We start from the raw sequence: 18364 nt of genomic DNA on the forward strand, positions 1-18364 counted from the left end.
AGTAAACAAAACTTTTTACTTCAAATCTTTCGGATTTTCTTAACAATTTGTTAAAAATAATTTTTTAAATTGATTTTATTTTTATAAATACTTCTTTTTACATTTACTAAATTCAACAAAGCAATTATAATTTTTAGGATGTTAATATGAGGTTTCAAAAAACAAATAAATTCCTTTTTATGGTTTTATTTTTCCTAACGTTTATTTCAAACAATGCACAAACATTAAATTTAAAGTTTATACAAACAAGTGATGTTCATGGAGCAATTTTTCCGTATGATTTCACGGAAAATAAAACATCTAATTCTTCGTTAGCTCAGATTTATTCTTACTTAAAAAGTGAAAGGGAAAATAAGAATCATGAAACTTTTCTTTTAGATAATGGTGATATTCTTCAAGGCGATCCTTCGGTTTATTATTACAATTTTGTTAAAACTAACGAAACACATTTATTAGCAAATGTGATGAATTTTATGAAATATGATGCCGGTTCGGTTGGAAATCACGATATTGAAACTGGTCATGCTGTATATGATAAATTTAATGATGAATTAAATTTTCCTTGGCTTGCAGCAAATGCAATAAACACTTTAACTGACGAGCCCTATTTTCCACCTTATAAAATTTTAAATGCAAAAGTAGATGAAAATCAAAATGTTAAAATTGCTGTTTTGGGATTGATAACTCCGGGTATTCCAAATTGGCTGCCAAAAAATATTTGGTCAGGAATTGAATTTGAAGATATGATTTTAACTGCAAAAAAATGGATCCCAATAATTAATAAAAAAGAGAACCCGGATTTAATAATTGGACTTTTCCATTCTGGTGTTGATTTTACTTATGATAATCAAACTGCAGAAACTCCACGAAACGAAAATGCTTCTCAATTGGTTGCAGAACAAGTTCCTGGTTTTGATATTGTTTTTGTTGGTCATGATCATCATGAATGGAATTTTAAAGTTTTAAATTCTGCCGGAGATTCGGTTTTAATTTTGGGACCTTCGGCAAGATCAAACAGTTTTTGTGAAGCAAACATTTCATTGGATTTTGATAAACAATCAAAAAAATGGGGAAAAAATATTTCCGGAAAAATTATTAATTCTTCGGATTTAAAAGCCAATGAAGAATTTATGCAAAAATTTTCTGAAGAATTTAAATTGGTAAAAGATTTTGTATCAAGAGAAATAGGAACTTTTACAAAAACGGTTTCTGCAAAAAATTCTGTTTTCGGAAATTCTGCATTTGTCGATTTAATCCATAAAATCCAGATTGAGCTTACGAATGCTGATATTTCTTTCACTGCGCCGCTTTCAATTTATTCACAGATTGATTCGGGAAAAGTTTATGTAAAAGATATGTTTGATCTTTACAGATATGAAAATCTTTTGTACACAATGGAATTAACTGGAAAAGAAATAAAAGATTATTTGGAATTTTCTTACGGAATTTGGTTTAACACAATGAAAGATAAAAAAGATAATTTATTGTTGTTTGAAAAAGATGAAAATGGAAATTTAATTTTCTCAAAACGCAGCAATACTACTTTATTGAAAAATAGATATTATAATTTTGATTCCGCAGAAGGAATTGAATATTTAGTTGATGTTTCTAAAAATTTTGGTGAAAGAATTAAAGTAAAATCTTTTTCTAACGGAAAGATTTTTGATGAAAACAAAAAATATAAAGTTGCAATAAATAGTTACAGAGGCAATGGCGGCGGCGGACATTTAGTAAATGGTGCAAAAATTCCCAAAGATGAATTAACTACTAGAATTATAAATTCAACAGAAAAAGATTTAAGATTTTATATGATGCAATGGATTGAAAATCAAAAAATTGTTAACCCGATTGAAAATTTAAATTGGAATGTAATTCCCGCTGATTGGTATAATTCGGCAAAAGAAAAAGATTTTAAATTACTTTTTGGTACAAATTAATTTAGGGGAAAATTAAAATGACTGACTCAAAAGTTAAAGTTGTAAATAATAGTATTTGCGGTGGTTTGTGGTTTGTTGGCTGGCTTTTCACTTTGGGTTTTTTGAAACTTACCTTTTGGAAAGGTGTTTTAGCACTATTACTTTGGCCTTATTATTTGGGAGAATATTTTTCAATTCCAATTGAAATTCTGGCAAAATAATTTTCATTAATTTTAGTCTGATATTGAATTTGAAAATTTTTCATGATTTAAAAAATAAGAAGCAGACTATTTTTATTCGTAATCTGCTTCTAATAAAATCAATTTACTTTGTTAAAGAATATTTATCTATTGTTAAATTTTCTTTTATTTCTTTCCGGTCTTGCTTCGTTCACAACAATATTTTTACTCAATAATTTAGCAGTATTCAATTCCTTAATTGCAGCTTTTGCTTCGGCATTATCTTTCATTTCAACAAAACCAAATCCTTTAGATTTTTGCGTAAACAAATCTTTAATAATTTTAGCTGAAGCTACTTTTCCATATTTTGAAAATTCGCTATTCAAGTTTTCTTCTGTAACGTCAAAATCTAAATTGCCAATAAAAATGTTCATTCTTCCCTCTTAAATATTTTCAATTAAATGTGTGTAAAGAAGTTTTTAATGAAGCTTAAATATCAATGAATGTAGGATTAATTTTTGATAAGAATTTAAAAACCGTAACAATATACCTTATTTAAGTGATTATACCAAAATTCATAATGTTATTTTGATTGGAGATAATTGTAGCCGCATCTTTATTTATTGCAAAATAATGCAAAGTTGAAGTTTGCGGCTACGATTTATTAAATTATTTATTCCACTTTTTAATACTAACATTTCCGCCGATGCATTTTAATGATATTTTTGAACCACCGCCGTTAAGATTATATGTTGCATTTATTTTACCATCATCACCATCTGCATTAAATTTTGCTGAGGGAAAATCGGATTGTAAAATTTCTTCAACTTCATCCTTTTCAAATTCATCGGTTTCAATAAAAACTTCAATTGTTGTTTTTGCTGAAGCCGGAACTTTTAATTCCATATTTCCGCCAGAAGTTCTTAATGATGAATTAGTATTTGATTTAGGATCCAACTCAGCATTAACATGTCCGCCTTCGGTTGATGCTTCAATGCTTCCGGTTATGTTTTCCAAATTAATATGTCCGCCCATTGTTTTTGCTACAACTTTTCCGGATGCACTCTGTAAAGTTAAATGTCCGCCGTAAGTTTCCATTGTTGCAGAACCGGTAACTTTATCCATTTTTATATGTCCACCATAAGTAAAAACATTTGCGTTACCACCAACATCACCAATGCTAATATTTCCACCTTGTGTTTTTGCAAATAGATCAGAAGTTACATTTCCAACGCTGATATTACCTCCATAAGTATCTATATTTGATTTTCCACTTTTCACATTACCCAATGAAATATTTCCACCGTTTGTATGAAGATTTACATCGCCTTCAACATCTTTACCATTTATATTTCCTCCGGAAGTATTTACGGAAACTTCACCTTTTACATTGTTGAAATTTATATTTCCACCATCTGTTTCTGCCGATAATTTTCCAGTAATCGCATTTTCAATATTTATATTTCCACCGGTTGTGTTTAGTTTAAAATTAAAGTTGGATGGAGTTTTAACTTTTACAGTTACATTATTATTCCAGCCGTCTTCCAATTCCAAATGAAATTTTATTGTTTTTCCAACTTTCTCAGAAATAATATTTTCAATTTCGTATTTCTTTTTTGAAACTACTTCAATATTAACTTCATTCTTTTCCCAAGTTTGAATATCAATATTTCCGGGATCAATACTTATATCCAAATTCTCACCATCAGTTGCTGAAAAAGTTTTTACCAAAGGTTGTTTGTTTTGAGAAAATATTAAACCATTCACAATTAATAAAAATGATAAGATTTTAATCATACTTATTTTCATTTTAGTTTCCTCCTCGTAATAAATTTGCTGTTTTAAATTTTATAACTTCATTGTCTTCTAAAGAAATTCTTTCTTCTAATTTTTTCCGAATATTTTGATCAACATTATTAGACTTAAAATTTATTTCCAATAAAATATTTATTGCATCCATTCTATTTGCCGCATTGCTGTCGTTTTCCAAAGTATAAATAAGTGCGTCTCTAATTTCGTTATCAAATGGAAAATTTATTAATGCTTTAATTGCCGTTTTTCGCACACCCGGATTTTTATCAGTTTTTACAGAATTGATAAATGCGTTTTTAATTTTTCCATCGGGATTAAAATTTTTCGGCATAAATTCAACAACGGAATTTGCAGTTTTAATTTTAAAGCCGGGATTTTCTGTTTCTTTAAATGCTTTTGCAAGAAGTTTTTGAATTGCTTCGTCGTTTAAATTTCCTTTATACGAAATTTGTTTTCCGTTCTTATTTATAATTTCAAATTCGTAATTGGTTGAAAATTTTTCCGGTAAATTAACATTTGCAATTTTTATATTTTCAATTTCATCCAAATCAATTTCATTTTGCGCAAATTTATTTTTTGTGAAATCAGATTTATTAAAAACCAAATAACCAATTAACAATCCGACTAAAATCAGAGCTAAACTTGCGAATGTAATTGAATATTTTTTATAAAATATTTGATTTAAAATTTGTGCAATTTTTTCCGTTAAAGATTGATTACTTTCTTTTTCATTTATTGTTTTGAATAAATTAAATCTTGCATTTTGCAAATCAGATTCATTCGGAAAATCAATATTTTCATAAACTATTTTGGAATGGAATTTTTTTATTTGAGAATATTCTTCAAAACATTCGTTACATTCCAACAAATGATTTTCTATATCAATTTGATCACTTTTATTAAGTTCGCCAAGAATATTTAATTCTAATAATTCTTTATATTTTTCATGATTCATAATTCAACCAAAAAATTACATTTCTAAAATTGGTTTTAATTTTTCTCTTAATTTTTTTGATGATGTAAACAAGTAACCTTTTATAGTTCCTTCGCTGCAATTCATAATTTCTGATATTTCTTTAATCTTCATTCCTTGATAATATTTTAAGGTGAAAGCCATTTTAAGCTGTTTTGGTAATTTATCAATTTCAGATTTTATAATATTATTTTGCTCGTTATCAATTGAGTATTTGTCAATTCTTTCACCACTATCCAAATTAGATTCAAACGAAAAATTATTATCATTTTCTTCATCATATTTATTCAGAGATTGCATTTCATAATTTTTAATTTTTCTTTTATATTCAATGCAAACGTTAACAGTAATTCTATAAAGCCAAGTTGAAAATTGACTTCTCGATTGAAAATTTTTCAAACCTTTATAAACTCTTAAAAATACCTCTTGATAAATATCTTGAGCATCTTCTTTACTATTTCTATATCCGTATGCAATATTTAAAACGATGCGATCGTATTTCATTACAAGCTGTTCAAAAGCAATGTTATCACCTTTTTGCGCTCTGGATATAAGCTGATTATCGTCTTGCATTATTTTTCTTGTTTACTAAATATTTAGACTTTGTTCTTAAGAAAAGGTTGTGATGTTTAAAATAAAAATGGGAAATAAAAGTTTAATAAACCAAAAAATCATTTTAAAGATGAGATCTTTTATAAATGTTGTATCATTATCAAATATTATATGTTTGTAACAGTAAAATGTTGTTTAACCCAATAGAAGTGTTAAGCTAGCTTTGTGAAAACAATTTTTAAGGAAACAAAACTTTCTGCGTTTCATTAATAATGTCCTGAGACTTATTATTATCTCCAAATAAAAAATATACTTCTGAAAGATTATATTGAATCTCCAACCATTTAAGAGGATTAAATTCTTGTGTAAAAACACGGCTAGCTGCTGATAATGATTTTAAGGCAACCGAAAGATATAACATTCTATTTATTTCATCTTCAAGCAAAGCTAACTTTTTATATGCAATTCCTTGATAGATCTGCGTTTCTGCGAACCCGTTTGGAAAATAATCTTCTTCAAAAATTTCAAAAACCTCATCGAAAATTGTAATTGCTTCCTGAAGAGAATTCTTTGATTCGGATTTTTCTTGAATTTGTGAACAAATAATTTTTATTATTCCAATTGTTAATTTTGTTCTGGCCCAATCTTGTGGATAAGTTTCATTAGTTAGGTAAGAAAAATTCATTTGTAAAGTATCAATTGCTTTTTGCAGAATATTATTGTTTGCTGGATAGTTTAAAGAAAAACTTTTTTGGACTAAAGCGTATGCGAAATTATTTCTTGCATTTGAAAGTTCTCTTTGTCTTTCCTCTTTAATTAACCTTATAATTGCTTCATTTAGTATATCAATATCGGAGGATATTGGATTCTTTATTAAATAAGTTTGTAATGAATCAAAATAAATCAATGATTCTAGTCTTTTTAATATTGGCAACCAGCTTTTTTGAATAACATTAAGCTGTTGACTATCTCTTAAAGTCGTTGATAAAGTTCTTTTAAATGGATCCTCGTTAGTTAAACTTCGTGTGTATAAATTAATCACTGCAATGTTAATTTTGGGTACTGTTATTTCCCAATCAGAATTATCTAAACCTTTTAGTGCCTCTTTACCAAATTTTAAACCTTTGAAAAAAAAATAAAAAATCGAATCAATATTTGAACTTAAAGCTAAATGTCCAAGAGCAAACATGATATTTGTACTTACTGCACCCATACCATATTTGTTATTTTCTTTTTGATAAATTTTTTGAGACTCTTTGAGGAGTTTCAATCCGGTCTTATAATTTGCAATAGATTTATTCCCTTTTTGAAAATTTGCTTTTTGGAGAAAAATAGCGCTTTTACTTCTTAAAATTAATGCACTATCTATATCCTTTTCTTTATGTGTACTTAAAATAGAATCATAAATTTCAATTGTCGAATTGATACTTTTTAATAGATCTGGGCCACTATTTTTGAGGATTTGTTGAGTTAAAGAAAAAGCTCTATCCATCATTAACTCAATCCAGATCTCATGTTTTAAATTTTTATCAATATATTTAAGAGCATTTTCATAAGCAATTATTGCTTGTTTATAGTTTTGAATTTCAGAATAAGATTCCCCAGCTTTTTGGAAGTCTCGAATAATTTCATCAATTATTTTATTTTCCTTTTCATTAAGTTTATTTAAAATTTCGACTTTGTTAATTGCAGAATTATGAAAATAATTTCCTGCCTTATTATAATTACCTTTCACAAATGCAGCAAGTCCTAGTTTATAGTCATCTTCTTTATTTTTTTCAAGTTCTTTTGTCCATTCTTCGATTTTCTGGTTTACATCTTCAACGGTAAGGTGATAATATTCAGCCCATTCTTTTATGTTATCGGGCAAATTATTTTTTTGGGGCAATTCTTTAATATCAACAGTTTTTTGATTATTTGCCATAAGATTCAATATTAGCTTTTCAAGATGATCATGAGAAAAAAATTTTTTGGACTCAATTGGTAGAATTAAAATTTCTATTAAATCAATTTCTAAGTTTTTAGGTATGTAGGTTTTACCACTTAATGGATATAATATAGCCCATCCTTTCTTTTCAACTGTAATTGATATATTATCACCAGGCGATAATGACTCTTTAAGTTTAATTCGAAATTTTCCATTTTCATCTGTTTTATCTTTGTCTCCAGTTGTTAAAATTGTTACAATTGTATTATTAATTGGTGTTTTTACATTATTTTGTTCAGTAACAAGTCTTCCAAGTAACCATCTGTCATTTTGGCCATAAATATTTGTAACAAGAAAAACAACTATTATATATAAGTAATTCATCATTACTTATTCTTCTTTAAAATAAAGTTATAAGAACGATTTCCCAAAGTTCCATCAGAATCATATGTATAATAGCCTTTCTTTTTAGCATTTATATTTATCGTAATTTCTTTATTACCTTGCACTTTAAATTCATATTTCCCAAAATTATCTGTTGTATCAAATTTATTGTATTCAGGTAAAAATACTATTACACTATCTATAGGTTCTCCATTTTGATCATAAATTATCCCAGAAAATGTTTTCACATTATTTTCTTTTTCAGAATTTTGATCATTAAGTAAAAAATAAGTTCCAAATTCAATAATTATAAAAAGCCAAATTACAATGCAAACTTTTTTAATGAAATTTATACTTTTAAATTTATATTTAAAGAAACATTCGAACGATTGATAATCCGTTAATTTTAAGTTTTTAGAAATTCCTAATTTATCATCAATTTTAATAACAATTATTAGTATTGGTAATAATGAAGTATAAAACCATCCATAAAATAGATATGTAATTAAGAAAAAAAATACTAAACTAAATAGAAAAAATATTCTCACAATACTTTGTTTTATTTTTATAAATAGTAACTTAAATTTTATTTATTTAAAGTCAAGTTATGAAAATAATTTTTTAATAAAATAATTTTTATCGAAGAAATATTTACAACAAAATTTATATAAAAATGCCATCTTTTGAGATGGCATTCGATTCATGAGATTATATATAACTATAATAAGGAGTTTTGAGAAAATTTTATAAACTAACCAAATATTGCAATTTTATAAAATATTGCTGATCGGTATTTATAATTCCATATTCTTGTTTGTAGTTTTTATAATTGCTTGTTGCACCGGCATAAAAAGTTGTAAATGCTCCGATTTGGTAACTGAACAATGGATAAAATTTAAACGATTTATTGAATGAATTATATTGAAAAATTGTTCTGAAAAAGGCTTCTGTTGAAAATTGATAAATTGCAACTGCTCTATAAATATTTCCATCATAAAAAAGTTCATCGGAATTTCTATCAGAAAGTCTTGCACGATCGTAACTTAAATTAATATTTAAATTTGATGTTGGTTTTATTGTTAAATATCCGCCAAGATTATGCCCAACTCCAATTGTGGGTTCATCCGATCTGTAAATATATTTTCCAAATGTTCCGTAAATTCCAAAAGAAATTTCTTTTAATGGTTTTGTATTCAACTCAAAATACACATCGTTAGTATTTTTAAAATTCTTCCCGTTAAATTTTTCATCTTTAATTACATGATACTGAATGTAAAAATATGTTTGCCCTTTCATATTTAAATTGATCGAAGGAGTAATTCTAACTTGTTTAATTATTCCATCATAATTATGCTGTAAATTTGAATTTAGACTTATATCAATTCGATCAAAGAATGAACTATCGGGATAAATTTTATATGAGTGATACATTTTTTGCTCTCTGAATGAGCTAACATTAAGCAAACCATTGTAAGTTTGAAAAGTTGGATTTATATGATTTGATTCGAAATTGAAATAATACAATTTTTCTGAACGTGAAAGAAAAAAGTGAATTACATTTCCGGAATATTTTTCTCCATTTAATTTAGCTGTGTATTGAGAATTTCCAAAATTTCGTTCAGCTTCAATAAAAGTAGAATCATTAAGTTCTTTCGTTTGAGATAAATACGCTTGACCTTCAAAAATCCAATTATTCCAAAATTTAAAATTCCAATCAATTCCTCCAACATAATTATGACTTTCAGTCATATTTCTAGTAAGAATTTTTGCACCAATATAATCTTCATCACCAAAATCATATCTTATTCTTCCAATATTTGCAAAGGATTTTTTATTAGTTGATGCAGTATTACTTTCTTCTTCTCCCGGAACAACAAAAACAGTATTTCTATCATATGCACCAAGATATAAATATGAAAACGCTCCACTTTTTCCCGTTGCTCTTGTTGCCGCTAATGGATTATTGATTGATCTGGAATAATAAATCGGTTGTGGAAGCAATTCATTTCCAGTTAAAAAGAAAGGTCTTTTCTCTTCATAATTTAGAGCAAAAGTTGTGTTCACGCTTATTTGATCAGCATCAGCTTCAATTTGACTAAAATCGGGATTTAAAACTGCTTCAATTGCTAAGTTTGAATTTGGTGAATATTTAATTCCTCCGCCAATTCTTCCTTCAATTGAATTATATTTAAAATTAGAATTTGGATTATCATAATCAACAATGCTTCCGTTATTTTGTCCAATTAGATAAGGCAGTAACTCAACATAAGAATTTGTTGATAGATTTTTCAATCCTCTTATAACACCGGATTGTGATAGAAATCCGGGAATGTTTTTATTAATTGGTACCCATGAATTTTGGGTTCTGCTTTCTCTTGGAATTGTTCTAACTACATTGAAACCCCAAATAGGATCTTTGGTTTCATCAAACGCAAGACTGCTAAATGGAATTGCCATTTCTGCCGTCCAGCCCGAATCATTTTTTTCTGCAGCCGTGTAGTAAATCATATTAAAATTTATATCTTCGTTATTAAAAGTTGCGAGAAGATCACCTTGAATTCCCAAAGGATTTACTGCAATTTCATAACCTTTTTGCGCATCTCCATATGTATCAATTAATAAAATTACATAATCATCAGAAAATATTTTATCTCGTTCCGATAAATTTGCTCTTATTTCTTCCGGATTTGAATCATAACATTTAAAACCAAAGTATAAAAATTCTTCATCATAAAGTGCTTTCACAATTGTTCTTTCTTTTGCTTGAGCATTATCACCCGGGTTAAATTCATAATTTATTTCTATTGGATCTGCTTGAAGCCAAACCGGGTTATCTAGTTTTCCATTAATTTCAAAATTTTTATCAATTTTAAAAATATTTAATTCCGGTTTTGCACTTTCTGGAATTGGTTGAGCTTGCATTTTAGCAAAAATTAAAATTTCAAAAATTATTATAATGTAAGCGTGATTGAATATTTTCATATAATTGAATCCAAGTTTTTAATGGTAATTTTTTAATGTTTCTTAAAAACCGTTAAATAAAACATAATTATCTTAAAATATTTCATTGTCATTTACGTGTAATAAATTGTAAAAAGTTGTCATGGGCTTGTTAATGAAAACAAAACTGAAATTATTAATCGATTTTTAATTACAACAATTATGACGAATAATTTTATGAAAATGTTACATGGAGTTTTTAAACATTAGAATTTTCAGTGAATATGAACATTAATGATTTTAACATCTTAATTTTTTATTTAATAAATAATTTCTTTAAAATTATTACTCACTTTTAGAAATCTATTAAATGAATCTCTGGAAAAGTCTTAACGGTTTACCCAAAAATATTTGGCTAATTTGTGCAGTAACATTGATTAACAGATCCGGCACAATGGTTTTTCCGTTTCTTGCACTTTACTTAACTCAAGAAATTGGTGTAACACCGGGAAAAGCTGGATTGGTAATAACTTTTTACGGAATTGGTGCACTTATTTCCGCGCCTTTCTCCGGAAAATTAAGCGATAAATTAGGTCCGATTACAATGATGAAATTTTCCCTTTTATTTTCCGGAATTTTGTTTTTCATCTATTCAATTTTTGATAATTATGTTTTAATTAGCATTACAAGTGTAATTTTAGCAATAGTTTCGGAAGCATTTCGTCCAGCCGGAATGGCATTTATTTCAAATGAAGTTACGGTTGAACAGAGAAAACCAGCTTACGCACTTTATCGTTTAACAATTAATTTAGGTATGAGTATTGGACCGGTAATTGGCGGACTTTTAAGTTCAATCGATTTTCATTTGCTTTTTTTTGTAGATGGAATAACTTCAATAGCGGCGGGAATATTTTTAATTTTTGCCAAATGGGATTTTAAACCTAAGATTAGCATTGAAGAAGAAAATAATAAATTTAATTCTGATAAGAAAAAAGTTTGGATGGATTTTCAATTTATGTATTTCCTGATTGCTGCATTACCCGTTTTTATGGTTTTTCTTCAGCACTTTAGTTCAATGCCATTATTTGTTGTTGAGCAGTTAAAATTTACAACTGCAACTTTTGGATTATTAACAGCAATAAACACAGTAATTATAATTTTTGTTGAAGTTCCTTTAAATTCATTAATGAGTAAGTGGGAAGATTGGAAAGGGTTAACTTTGGGTTCCATACTTACGGCTATTGGCTTTGGTGGAATGGCTTTTACAAATGATATTTATGGATTAATTATCACAATTATTATTTGGACTTTTGGCGAAATGATTTTCTTTCCCGCAGCTGCATCTTTTGCAACAGAAATTTCTCCGGAAAATAGACGAGGAGAATATATGGGATTTTATCAAATGATGTTTAGTTTGGCGTTTACTATTGCACCTTGGAGCGGAACAAAAATTTATGAAATTTATGGCTCACAAATTTTATGGACATTTACTTTTGTTTCTGGAATTGCTTCTGCATTATTATTTATTCGTTTAAGGAAAAATTAAAAAGGTTGATTAAGATTTAATATTTTTACAAATCATATTTTTCCTCTAATTCTTCAATGCTTAATTCCAATCTTTCATCATCCAAATCTTCTAACTCATCAATTAATTTTTCCACATTATTTTTATTTGCATTTGTTGTTTTGTAAATGTGAATTAGATATTCATTAATGTCATTACCAAATATTTTATCATCAAGTGATTTAGATTTTATAAAATTCTTTTCTGCATCTTGAATTTTTCCTTTATTATAATTTTCCACACCGTTGTAATATTCAAGAAAAGCCAATTGTGAATTGGTTAATTTAATATTTAGAAAATTTTCTTTTACTTGATTTGCATTAGCATAATCTTTAACTAAAACTAATTCTCTCAATTTTAATAAATTTTTTCCAAGTTCATTTTTATCAAATATTTTTTCATAATACTCTTTGAATTCATCTTTTAATTCTTGTTTATATTTTTTCTCCATTTTTTCATCATTCAACATTTTATAATTTACAACCCGCATCAATTTTGAATACTCAATTATCCACGGAAATATTTTACTTTCGTTATGGAAAAGTGAATTTAATATATCATTAGATTTTCCATAATTCCCCGATAAATGATAATATTGTGCTTTAACAACATCATAAATAATATTTGATTTATCAGACTCAATTAATTTCTCTACTTCTTTAAGATTGCTTGAATTCATTAGTTCATAAGAATACCAATTTGCAAAGTGAGAATTATTTGGAAATTTCTTATTCATTTTTTCAAGTAATGGAATTGCAGCAAATCTATTATTCTCTAACCGAGAATATAATTCTATTAAAATCATTGTAGCTTGCCAATTCGTTAAAACACCGTTCTTATCAACTTTGTGCAGATATTCTAAACCGGTTTTTCTATCTCCTGATAAACCTAAAACGCTTGTAATTAATTTTGTAACTCCACTTAATCTATCAGCATAATAATTCATCATTCCCAAAAGTAAATATGCGTCTGTATAATTTGGATCTGTTTCAATTATTTCTTCCAAAATATTTTTTCCTTCTTTACCATTACTGAATGCAGACATCCATGATTTATTTACTCCATAAAATCTTCCCAATAATCCATAAATACTTCCCAAATAAAATTTTTCATCAATTGTTAAATCTTTGTCTTCATATTGCGAAATTATTTTCTCGGAATATTTAATCATTTCTTCATTTAATGATTCTTTAACTTTTTGTCTATTCTTAACTGGTGCTTCATCTGTAGCTTTAATAATTTTTACCAATTCCACATTTAAATAAAGATAGTGATATTTTAAATTATTTGAGTTTTGCAAAAGTTCGTTTAACAATTTATCAGCTTCATCAAATTGATAATTTAAACTTAGCTCAATAATTTTTTTATCATTTGCGGTTGGTTTTCCGTTTGCAAAAAAATTTGTTGAAATTAACAATAGAATAATTATTGATTTTAACATTTTATTCCGGTAATTAGTTTTTCAAAAGTAATATTGAAATTTTATACAATCTATTTAGAAAGAAGATTCAAGAAATTTTTGGAATTGATTTTTTGTATGAATTACTTCGTTGTGTTCCAGTTGTGATTTGATTATAATTATTCTACTTTGATTAAGATCATCAAGTTCAAAATCATCGTCATCAATTACTATATGATCAAGTTTCCAACCTTCCAAACAAAGTACTAAATTTTCTGATTCCGATTTTGTTCCACCATTTTTAGTATAAATATTTATGAATTTTCCATTATTGTTATCCAACCAATAAGTGAATTTTTCAACATCATTATAAAGTGCATCAAAAAGAAAAACATTATTAATTTTATTTGTAATTCCACCATTCATTAAAATGAAAGCCATAACTCTGTAAGCTCCACTGTGCCCAGCCAAAGTAATATTCCCAATTTTAATTTCGTTATTAAATATATTGTTCAACTCATCATTTAAATCTTCAACTAATTCACTAAATGTTTCCATCTCTTCTAATTTTCCACCGTATGAATCTGGAGAATTTTTGGCTGTCTCGGACAAAATTAAAAGTGCATTTTTTTTACTATTATAAAATTGCTCAAACAAATTAAATTGATTTACAGAAGAATCAATATTATTCCACCATCCATGAAAATAAAAGACAAGTTCAACCGAATCTGTAATTATAAAATTATTTGGAATAAAAATTTTCACATCAGAAGTATTGTAATGTTCATCAACTTTGTAGTGCGTGTTTTTATATGTATATCCACCTTGTCTGTTTTTATGAGGAAAAGATGTGTTAGATGATTTGAACTTAAAAACTTTTCCGAATTTAGTTAGTTCACTTTCTTGTGAATAAATTATTGAAGATAGAATTACGAAAAAAATTAGAATAATTTTTGACATTTATTTACCTAATGTTTTAAATGCAATTGCAAATAATTGAATTTGTTTTAACATTGCACCCAATCCATTTTTGCGAGTTGGAGAAAGATGTTTATCAATTCCAATTTCATTTAGGAATTTTGGCGGTGATGAAAGAATATCATCCGGTTTTTGATTTGAATAAACTTTGATTAAAAGTGCAACTAAACCTTTAACAATCATCGCATCGCTATCGCCAACAATTTGCATTTTTCCATCTTCTAATTTTGCATGCATCCAAACTTGCGATTGACAACCGGAAATTTTGTTTTTATCAATTTTAATTTCTGGATCTAAATCACCAAGTTCTTTACCCATTTTAATTAATAATGAATATTTATCTTCCCATTCTATTAGATCAGAAAATTCTTTTACAATTTTATTTTGCTCATCAATTACAGACATTTGTAAAGCCTAATTAAATATTAATGATACGATCTTTTAAAAAGATCGTATCATTTTAAAAATTGATTCAATTGAAATATAACCAAATAATTATTTTTTATCAGAATGGCGTTTTTGCAGATTTGAAATTATTTCGGAAAACTCAATTCCTTGATTAGCTAACATTACAAATAAATGAAATATTAAATCTGATACTTCATTAATAATTTCTTCCTTATCATTATTCTTCGCTGCGATAACTGTTTCTATTGCTTCTTCTCCAACCTTCTGAATTATTCGGTTTGATCCTTGCTTAAATAATTTTGTTGTATAAGAATTTTCAGGCAATTTAATTTTTCGATCTTTGACAAGTTCAAACAAGTAGTTTAAAAATAGAATGTTATTTTTATCTACTTCTGCAAAACATGAATAGGCACCAGTATGACAAGTCGGTCCATCCGGTTTTGCATAAATGAGTAATGTGTCATTATCGCAATCAGTATTTACCGAAACCACATTTAAATAATTTCCGGAAGTTTCGCCTTTAAGCCAAAGTTTATTTTTAGTCCGACTAAAAAAAACAACTTTTTGTTTTTCAATAGTTTGAGTTAATGCTTCTTGGTTCATAAATCCGAGCATTAAAACTTGATTAGTTATTTCATCAATTATAATTGCGGGAACGAGTCCGTCAAGTTTTGAAAAATCAATATTTTCAATGTTTATCATATTCTTACATTTATATTATTTTGATGTAAATAATTTTTTAAATCTGTTATTTCCAATTCTTTATAATGAAATAAACTTGCCGCTAAACATGCATCTACATTTGCTTTTTCAAATGCTTCAAGAAAATGTTCTTTGGTTCCCGCTCCGCCGGATGCAATTATTGGAATTGTCAATTCATTAGATAAATATTGGAGTATATCAATATCGTAACCGGATTTTGTTCCATCTCTATTCATGGAAGTTAAAAGAATTTCACCAGCACCAAGATTTTCAACTTTTTTGCACCAAGTAATTGTTTCCAATTGTGTTTCTTCTGTTCCGCCTTTGATATAAACTTTGTGTATTTCTTCAATTGTTCTTGAATCAATTGCCGCAACAATTGCTTGGCTTCCGAAATTTCTAGATGCTTCAGAAATTAAATTTGGATTTTTTACAATTGATGAATTTAAAGAAACTTTATCGGCACCAGCATTTAGTAATTTTTCAATATCTTCTATTTTAGATATACCACCGCCAACTGTAAAAGGTATTCTAATAACTTTAGAAACTTCTTCAACAAGTTCAACTAAAGTTTTTCTTCTTTCTAAAGTTGCAGTAATATCTAAAAATACTAATTCATCTGCGCCTTCATTATAATAACGCTGCGCAAGCTCAACTGCAGAGCCGGCTTCACGAAGATTAATAAAGTTTGTTCCCTTTACAACAATTCCATCTTTTACATCTAAACATGGGATAATTCTTTTACACAGCAAGTTTTGCCAACTCCTCTAAATTTATTTTATTTTCATAAATTGCTTTACCAATTACAACTCCCCTTACTTGTATTTCAGCTAATTTTATTATATCATGAATACTGCTTACTCCACCGGAAGCTGTTAGTTTTATCTTTGGATACTTCGCAAGAATTGATTTATATAAATTGTAATTTGGTCCGGTTAACATTCCATCAACGTCAATATCGGTGCATAAATAGTTAGCAATTCCCAATTTATTGCAATATTCAATGTGATCGAAAAGATGAACTTCAGAATTTTCCGTCCAGCCTTTAATTCTAATTATGTAATCCAAAACGTCTGCAGCAATAATAATTTTCTGGGGAATCACTTTGGTAAATATTGATTCAAACTCTTTTTTATCAGTAATTGAAAGCGATCCAATAATTATTCCATCAACTCCTAGTTTATTTAATTCAACAACATCTACCTTTGTTCTTATTCCTCCCCCGAACTCAATTTTCAGATTTGTTTTATTTTTAATTTCTTCAATAATTTTAATCGTATTTATTTTGCCATCTTTTGAGCCTGACAGATCAACAACATGAAGCCATTCGAATCCAAGTTCATTATAAATTTTGGCTTGTTCAAGAGGAGTTTTATTATAGCTTACAATTGAATTGTATTCTCCTTTTGAAAGTCGAACAACTTTTCCATCAATTATATCTATTGCCGGAATAATTAACATAACTCAATAAAGTTTTTTAATAATTGTAGTCCAATTTTCCCCGATTTTTCGGGATGAAATTGAACTCCGTAAAAATTGTTTTTATTAATTGCTGAACTAAAAATAATATCATAATTAGTTGAGGCAATTGTATATTCTGTAATTGGAACGTAATATGAGTTAGCAAAATAAAATGTTTCACCACTTTCAACTTTCGTAAAAAGTTTATTTTGATTTTTATATTCTACTTTATTCCATCCCATATGAGGAACTTTAACTTTTGATGAATCAAATTGTTTTACTACAACTTTTATAACATCTAAACATTTTGTATTTCTTTCCTCTGAAAAAGTAGCTAACAATTGCATTCCCAAGCAAATTCCTAAAAGTGATTTTTCTGTTGATTTAATAGTATCAACAATATTTTTTTCATTTAATTTATACATTGCTGAGTTAGCTTCACCAACTCCAGGGAAAATAATTTTTTCAGCTGAATTTATTTCTTCACTATTATCTGTAATTATATATTCTGCATTGAGATCATCCAAAGCATTTGCAACTGACTTTAAATTTCCTGCACCGTAATCAATTAATGCAATCATATAATTCCTTTTGTTGATGGAATTCTTCCATTATTACGTTCGTCTAATCTGCAAGCTTCATTTAACGCTTTCGCAAAAGACTTAAATATTGCTTCAATTTTATGATGATCATTTTTACCTTTTACTTTTATGTAAATATTTGATTTTAATCCGCTTGCCAAACCTCTAAAAAATTCTTCTGCTAATTCTGTAGGAAATTCTCCGACTAATTCTCTTTCAAATTTCGCTTTAAATTTAAGATAGAAACGGCCACCTAAATCTATTACGCAAAGTGCAATTGATTCATCCATCGGTACATAATACCCATAACGTTGAATTCCTTTTTTATCTCCAAGTGCTTTTAGTAAAACTTCACCTAAAGTTATTCCAACATCTTCAACCGTATGGTGTTCGTCAACATGTAAATCTCCATCGACATGAATATCCAAATCAATATTTCCATGCTTTGCAATTTGTTCAAGCATGTGATCAAAGAATCCAATTCCGGTATTTATTTTTGATTCACCAGTTCCATCAATATTTACAGAGATATTTATTTTTGTTTCTTTTGTTTCACGAATTGCTTCTGCTTTTCTCTGAATCATAATT

Annotated in this window: 18 protein-coding genes; 3 read left to right on the forward strand and 15 right to left on the reverse strand. The window is 27.5% G+C overall.

What is annotated here, in order from left to right; translation table 11 throughout:
* The first annotated feature begins 146 nt into the window (after positions 1 to 146).
* Together IPM32_03755 and IPM32_03760 are read left to right on the forward strand one after the other, a co-directional pair.
* Entirely contained in the window at positions 147 to 1937 is a 1791-nt protein-coding gene (locus IPM32_03755) for a 5'-nucleotidase C-terminal domain-containing protein (GenBank protein ID MBK8944367.1), read from the forward strand.
* A 17-nt stretch (positions 1938 to 1954) separates the two neighbouring features.
* The gene (locus IPM32_03760; GenBank protein MBK8944368.1) at positions 1955 to 2137 is read left to right on the forward strand and encodes a hypothetical protein; all 183 of its coding nucleotides are present in this window, start codon (positions 1955 to 1957) and stop codon (positions 2135 to 2137) included.
* A gap of 122 nt (positions 2138 to 2259) precedes the next feature.
* Here IPM32_03760 and IPM32_03765 read toward each other — a convergent pair whose 3' ends face one another.
* The 7 genes from IPM32_03765 to IPM32_03795 form a co-directional block, all read right to left on the reverse strand.
* Positions 2260 to 2529 carry an RNA-binding protein gene (locus tag IPM32_03765; protein ID MBK8944369.1) on the reverse strand — a complete coding sequence of 90 codons (270 nt, stop codon included), beginning with the start codon at positions 2527 to 2529 and terminating at the stop codon, positions 2260 to 2262.
* Positions 2530 to 2764: 235 nt separating this feature from the next.
* A complete protein-coding gene (locus IPM32_03770; GenBank protein MBK8944370.1) occupies positions 2765 to 3904 on the reverse strand; it encodes a hypothetical protein in 1140 nt (379 codons plus the stop codon).
* Position 3905: 1 nt separating this feature from the next.
* The gene (locus IPM32_03775) at positions 3906 to 4862 is read right to left on the reverse strand and encodes a hypothetical protein (GenBank protein ID MBK8944371.1); all 957 of its coding nucleotides are present in this window, start codon (positions 4860 to 4862) and stop codon (positions 3906 to 3908) included.
* 15 nt (positions 4863 to 4877) lie between these two features.
* Entirely contained in the window at positions 4878 to 5453 is a 576-nt protein-coding gene (locus tag IPM32_03780; GenBank protein MBK8944372.1) for a sigma-70 family RNA polymerase sigma factor, read from the reverse strand.
* Between the two features lie 217 nt (positions 5454 to 5670).
* Positions 5671 to 7746 (reverse strand): hypothetical protein, encoded by a 2076-nt coding sequence (locus IPM32_03785; GenBank protein ID MBK8944373.1) that lies wholly within the window; start codon positions 7744 to 7746, stop codon positions 5671 to 5673.
* Positions 7746 to 8291 carry a hypothetical protein gene (locus tag IPM32_03790; protein ID MBK8944374.1) on the reverse strand — a complete coding sequence of 182 codons (546 nt, stop codon included), beginning with the start codon at positions 8289 to 8291 and terminating at the stop codon, positions 7746 to 7748. The genes IPM32_03785 and IPM32_03790 overlap by 1 nt, the downstream gene beginning before the upstream one ends.
* A 196-nt stretch (positions 8292 to 8487) precedes the next feature.
* Positions 8488 to 10725: a carbohydrate binding family 9 domain-containing protein gene (locus IPM32_03795; GenBank protein ID MBK8944375.1), complete on the reverse strand. Its 2238-nt coding sequence runs from the start codon at positions 10723 to 10725 to the stop codon at positions 8488 to 8490.
* Positions 10726 to 11053: 328 nt separating this feature from the next.
* On the opposite strand from IPM32_03795, the gene IPM32_03800 reads away from it, so the two are divergent.
* The gene (locus IPM32_03800; GenBank protein MBK8944376.1) at positions 11054 to 12229 is read left to right on the forward strand and encodes an MFS transporter; all 1176 of its coding nucleotides are present in this window, start codon (positions 11054 to 11056) and stop codon (positions 12227 to 12229) included.
* A 25-nt stretch (positions 12230 to 12254) separates the two neighbouring features.
* Here the strand turns inward: IPM32_03800 and IPM32_03805 are convergent, their stop codons facing one another.
* The 8 genes from IPM32_03805 to hisB all read right to left on the reverse strand — a co-directional run bounded on the left by IPM32_03805 (position 12255) and on the right by hisB (position 18360).
* Positions 12255 to 13688 (reverse strand): hypothetical protein, encoded by a 1434-nt coding sequence (locus IPM32_03805; protein ID MBK8944377.1) that lies wholly within the window; start codon positions 13686 to 13688, stop codon positions 12255 to 12257.
* 54 nt (positions 13689 to 13742) lie between these two features.
* A complete protein-coding gene (locus tag IPM32_03810) occupies positions 13743 to 14606 on the reverse strand; it encodes a hypothetical protein (protein ID MBK8944378.1) in 864 nt (287 codons plus the stop codon).
* Positions 14607 to 15029: a SufE family protein gene (locus tag IPM32_03815; protein MBK8944379.1), complete on the reverse strand. Its 423-nt coding sequence runs from the start codon at positions 15027 to 15029 to the stop codon at positions 14607 to 14609.
* A gap of 90 nt (positions 15030 to 15119) precedes the next feature.
* Positions 15120 to 15734 carry a bifunctional phosphoribosyl-AMP cyclohydrolase/phosphoribosyl-ATP diphosphatase HisIE gene (locus IPM32_03820; protein ID MBK8944380.1) on the reverse strand — a complete coding sequence of 205 codons (615 nt, stop codon included), beginning with the start codon at positions 15732 to 15734 and terminating at the stop codon, positions 15120 to 15122.
* Entirely contained in the window at positions 15731 to 16486 is a 756-nt protein-coding gene (gene hisF / locus IPM32_03825) for an imidazole glycerol phosphate synthase subunit HisF (GenBank protein MBK8944381.1), read from the reverse strand. The genes IPM32_03820 and hisF overlap by 4 nt, the downstream gene beginning before the upstream one ends.
* The gene (gene hisA, locus IPM32_03830) at positions 16476 to 17195 is read right to left on the reverse strand and encodes a 1-(5-phosphoribosyl)-5-[(5-phosphoribosylamino)methylideneamino]imidazole-4-carboxamide isomerase (GenBank protein MBK8944382.1); all 720 of its coding nucleotides are present in this window, start codon (positions 17193 to 17195) and stop codon (positions 16476 to 16478) included. The genes hisF and hisA overlap by 11 nt, the downstream gene beginning before the upstream one ends.
* Positions 17189 to 17776: an imidazole glycerol phosphate synthase subunit HisH gene (gene hisH / locus IPM32_03835; protein MBK8944383.1), complete on the reverse strand. Its 588-nt coding sequence runs from the start codon at positions 17774 to 17776 to the stop codon at positions 17189 to 17191. The genes hisA and hisH overlap by 7 nt, the downstream gene beginning before the upstream one ends.
* Positions 17773 to 18360 carry an imidazoleglycerol-phosphate dehydratase HisB gene (hisB, locus tag IPM32_03840; GenBank protein ID MBK8944384.1) on the reverse strand — a complete coding sequence of 196 codons (588 nt, stop codon included), beginning with the start codon at positions 18358 to 18360 and terminating at the stop codon, positions 17773 to 17775. Before hisB ends, hisH begins: the two co-directional genes overlap by 4 nt.
* Between the last annotated feature and the right edge of the window lie 4 nt (positions 18361 to 18364).

This window comes from Ignavibacteriota bacterium (assembly GCA_016716225.1).
Taxonomy (GTDB): Bacteria; Bacteroidota; Ignavibacteria; order Ignavibacteriales; family Melioribacteraceae.